The sequence below is a fragment of the Propioniciclava sp. genome (assembly GCF_036744435.1).
In the GTDB taxonomy this organism is placed as follows: domain Bacteria; phylum Actinomycetota; class Actinomycetes; order Propionibacteriales; family Propionibacteriaceae; genus Propioniciclava.
Window position 1 is genome coordinate 1 of sequence record NZ_DAIOIA010000180.1, and the last position, 3,761, is coordinate 3,761.

At 73.1% G+C, this 3,761-nt stretch carries 2 protein-coding genes; both read right to left on the reverse strand.

Annotation, left to right across the window (positions count from 1 at the left end):
* Nucleotides 1–205: 205 nt before the first annotated feature.
* On the reverse strand, nt 206–2,896 hold the full coding sequence (locus V7E09_RS14750; protein ID WP_324523633.1) for a multicopper oxidase domain-containing protein: 2,691 nt from the start codon (nt 2,894–2,896) through the stop codon (nt 206–208).
* On the reverse strand, nt 2,893–3,761 hold an 869-nt coding region (locus V7E09_RS14755), incomplete at its 5' end, for a hypothetical protein (RefSeq protein WP_324523634.1). The genes V7E09_RS14755 and V7E09_RS14750, both read right to left, overlap by 4 nt.

Below are 3,761 nucleotides of genomic sequence, written 5' to 3' on the forward strand. Positions count from 1 at the left end.
CCCAGTCCTCGGCGCCGTAACCCTCAGTCCTCGGCGCACGCAGCCCCAGTCCTCGGCGAGGACCGCACCCCAGGTCGCCGAGGACTGAGGGTCAGGCTGCCGAGGACTGAGGGTCTGGGTGCCGAGGACTGAGGGTCTGGGTGCCGAGGACTGAGAGTTTGGCGGTCGAGGACTCAGGAGTGTGTGTTGTGGGGCTCTGCGGTGGCTAGGGGGTGACCTTGACGATGCCGTGGGCTCCCCGTTCGGCGTCCACCATGATGTGGGAGACCACCGGGTAGTGGCCCTCCTCGGGGAAGCTCAGCTCCACGAATCCGCCCTGGGCCGGCTGGAGGGGCATCACCTGGGCGCCGCCGTCGGTGCCCCCGGACGCCGCCCGCCCCTGGCGCAGCGTGTAGGTGCCCTCGCTCCAGACGGTGTCGAACTGGCCGCCGACGATGTGGAACGCGCTGGCCCGGTTGGGCCCCGCGTCCAGCACCCAGAACCGGACCCGCTCCCCCACCTTCGCCGTGAACGGGGTCAGGTCGTATTGGTTGGCGATGCCGTTGAACACCACCCGGTCGGGCTTCTCGGCGACCACCTTGTCGGAGTCGACCTCCTGGGCCTGGTCCGCCGCGGTGGCCGCATTCGCCAGGAACACCTCGCTTTGGACGAGCACGTAGCTGCGGTCCACGGGGTCGAGCCCGTCTGGTTCGATGACGACCGCGCCCGTCATGCCCGCCGCGATGTGGGTGCTCATGGGCATCGTCGAGCAGTGGTACATCCAGATCCCGGCGCGTTGGGCGGTGAACCGGTAGGTGAGCGTCTCGCCGGGCGCGATGGTGCGCATGGGCTTGTCGGGGGCGAGCGCGCCCGCGTGGAAGTCGATGGAGTGCCCGATGCTGCCGTCGTTGACCAACGTGATCTCGAACACGTCCCCGACGCGCCCGTGCAGGGTCGGGCCGACGCCGCTGCCGTTGAACGTCCACCGGGTCTGCCACAGCCCCGGCGCGACTTCCAGGGGCACCTCGGTCACGCGCAGGGTCAGCTTGTGCTCGCGCTCAGCACCCAGCGGTGCCAGCACGGGGTCAAGAGGGGCGCTCAGGCTGTCAGACGGATTCGCGGGGATCGCCGACCCCGTGCCGCCTGCATGGCTGGTGGTGTCGTGACCCGAGCTATCGGCTTGCGGCGTCCCCTCGACCACCACGTCGAGGGTCATGCCCATCTGCCGGTGCCCGGCGACCGAGCAGTAGCCCTGCACGGATGCGCCGATTACCCCCGCATCGAGTTCGACGGTCTGTCCGGGCGCGACGCGCGGGGTGCGGGCGCTGCCCAGGATCAGGTCGTGGGCCATCGCCGCGTCGGCGTTGTGGAGGACGACGACGAGCCGGTCCCCGGCCGGGACGACGATCCGGTTGGGGGTGAACGTCATGCCGCGGGCGGTCACCTCGACGCGCGTCGTGTTGCCGGTGGGCGCGACGGCGACGCTCTGCGCTGTGGGGGTCGTCGTGACGCCGGACGCCGCGGGATCGACGGCGACGCCGACGGTGATGGCCAGCACCAGCGCGGCGACCCCGGCGACGGCCTGGTTCATCGACCACGGGACGCGTTCGGACGCGGGGGCGGGCGGTTCCCCGGCGGCAAGGGCTCGGCGGGCGCGGGCGGACGCCTTGGCTCCGCCGAGCAGCAGGGGGAGGAACGCCGCCAGCGCGACCAGGACGACGAGCGAGGTGGTGACTTTCACCCAGGACGCCACCGGCATCAGGAACAGCAGGAGGCCCGCGTTGATCACGATCAGCCGCACGCCCGCGAACCGGTCGAACCAGGCGGCCCCGGCGCGCACCACGGACGGCCCGCCGCCCATCACGGAGGGGATCAGGTAGGACAGCGCCCCGGACAGCAGTTGGGCGGCGAAGCCGACGGCGAACACCCCGCCCACCGTCGGGAGGGCGTCCGCGACCCCGGCCCAGGATCCGGTCGTCGCCAGCAGCCACCCGACCCACGCCAGGCCTATACCCGCCCACAGCAGGGCCGCGAGGACGGAGGCGGGGGCGAACTCGCGCAGCCCGTGGGCGCGCAGCGGCCGGATCAGGGCGCGTCCCCACCAGATCAGCCCGGCGACGTAGCCGAGCAGGCCCGCCAGGGCGAGCGGGCTCCAGCCCACCAGTGCCCCGGCGATCAGGACGCTCAGGCCGACGAGTTGGAGGGGCAGGGCTTGGCGGGCCAGCGTCTCGGCGCGCTCATCCATGCGGGTGCGCAGCATCGTGGGCCAGAAGGTGACCAGGGTGCCGGTGACGGTCAGCCCGATCCAGCCGAGCAGGTTGGCGCCCAGGTGGGCGATCAGGAGCCGGCCGTGCCACTCTTCGGGCAGGCCGAACGCGAGCGCCGCCCCGAACCCGACGCCGACGGGCAGGCAGCACGACGCCGCGATGTAGGTGCGGGTGACGATCCGGAAGCGGCTCGGCAGCGCCGCCCGCAGGACGCTCACCAGGTGGGCCCCGTGCCAGATCACCGCGGCCGAGACGGCGGTGGCGCCGAGGACCACCAGCGGCCACACGTCGAGCGGGACGCCGAGGAACACCATCAGGGCCCCGACGCCGAGCAGCCCGATGCGGACGTCCTGGCGGCGGCGTCCGGCCTCATCGGGCACCGTGTGCAGCAGGGTGTGGGCGAAGTGCTCGCTCCACACCATCGCCGAGTGGGTCAGCGCCCCGAGCAGCACCAGGTGGATCATCAGCCAGGTGGCGCTCGGCACCCACCGGTGCACGATCGCGATCACGACGGCGGCGGCCAGCCAGCCGAGCGCGACCCGGTCGCGAAGCCGACGTGCCCGGGGACGCCGCGGCGCGGGGGCGTCGAGCCGTGCCGCTGCTGGGATCGACGCCGGGCCGGGGCTGGCGTCCTGCTCGGGGGTCGTCATGCCCGGACGGCGCTGAACGCGGCCGTCGCGGCGAAGGCGAGCAGGGAGAGCACGGTGACCACCGATCCGATCTGCCAGGGCAGCCCCCGGCCAAGGATGTCGCCGACGACGCGGAGCACCAGGCCTGCGTGCAGCAGACCGAGCGGCACCCACATCGCGGGCCGATACGGGAGGGGCCGCCCGAGGACGGCCGGGAAGATGAGGGGCGCGTGGGCCATGATCATGGACACGCCGAACCCCAGGAAGACGGCGTGGACGACCACGTCGTAGGCGGCGTCGCCGCCGGGTACCCCGCCCACGAGCCAGACCAGACCCGCGACGCCCAGCCAGGCGTAGCCCGCCAGGAGGGCGGCCCCGTTGTAGCGGCGTAGCCCCTCGGTGCGGACCATGCGGCGGGCGACGTCGTCGCGCAGCAGCCAGGCGGCGGTGGCGAGGGTGGCCAGGCCGAAGGCCCGCGTCCCGATCGCGGGCCACAGCAGGCTTCCGGACGCGGCCAGCACCAGCGCGGACGCCAGCCCGACGAGCCGGGGCACGGCGCGAGCGCCCAGGGAGAGTTGGGCGAGTTCGGCCCGTTCGGCGGCGATGGTGAGGATGAGGAAGGCCTGCAGCAGGGGCAGGATCGTGAACACGTCGACGCTGAGCCACAGGCAGGCCGCCAGCAGCGCGGGAACGGTGGAGAGCACCTGGACGGCCACGAGCGGCAGGGGCGCGCGGCGCCAGAGCGCGAGGTAGACCAGCGCGAAGGTGAGGCAGCCCTCGATGAGGAGGAGTTGGCCCAGCATGTGGGCTCCGGCGACGAGCGCGAGGCCACCGCAGGCCAGCAGCGCGGGCGCGAGGTAGGCCCAGGTCTGACGTAGCGCCTGGG

Coding starts and splice junctions, on each gene's coding strand:
- V7E09_RS14750 (WP_324523633.1), bottom strand. CDS start 2,896: ATGACGACCCCCGAGCAGGACGCCAGCCCCGGCCCGGCGTCGATCCCA.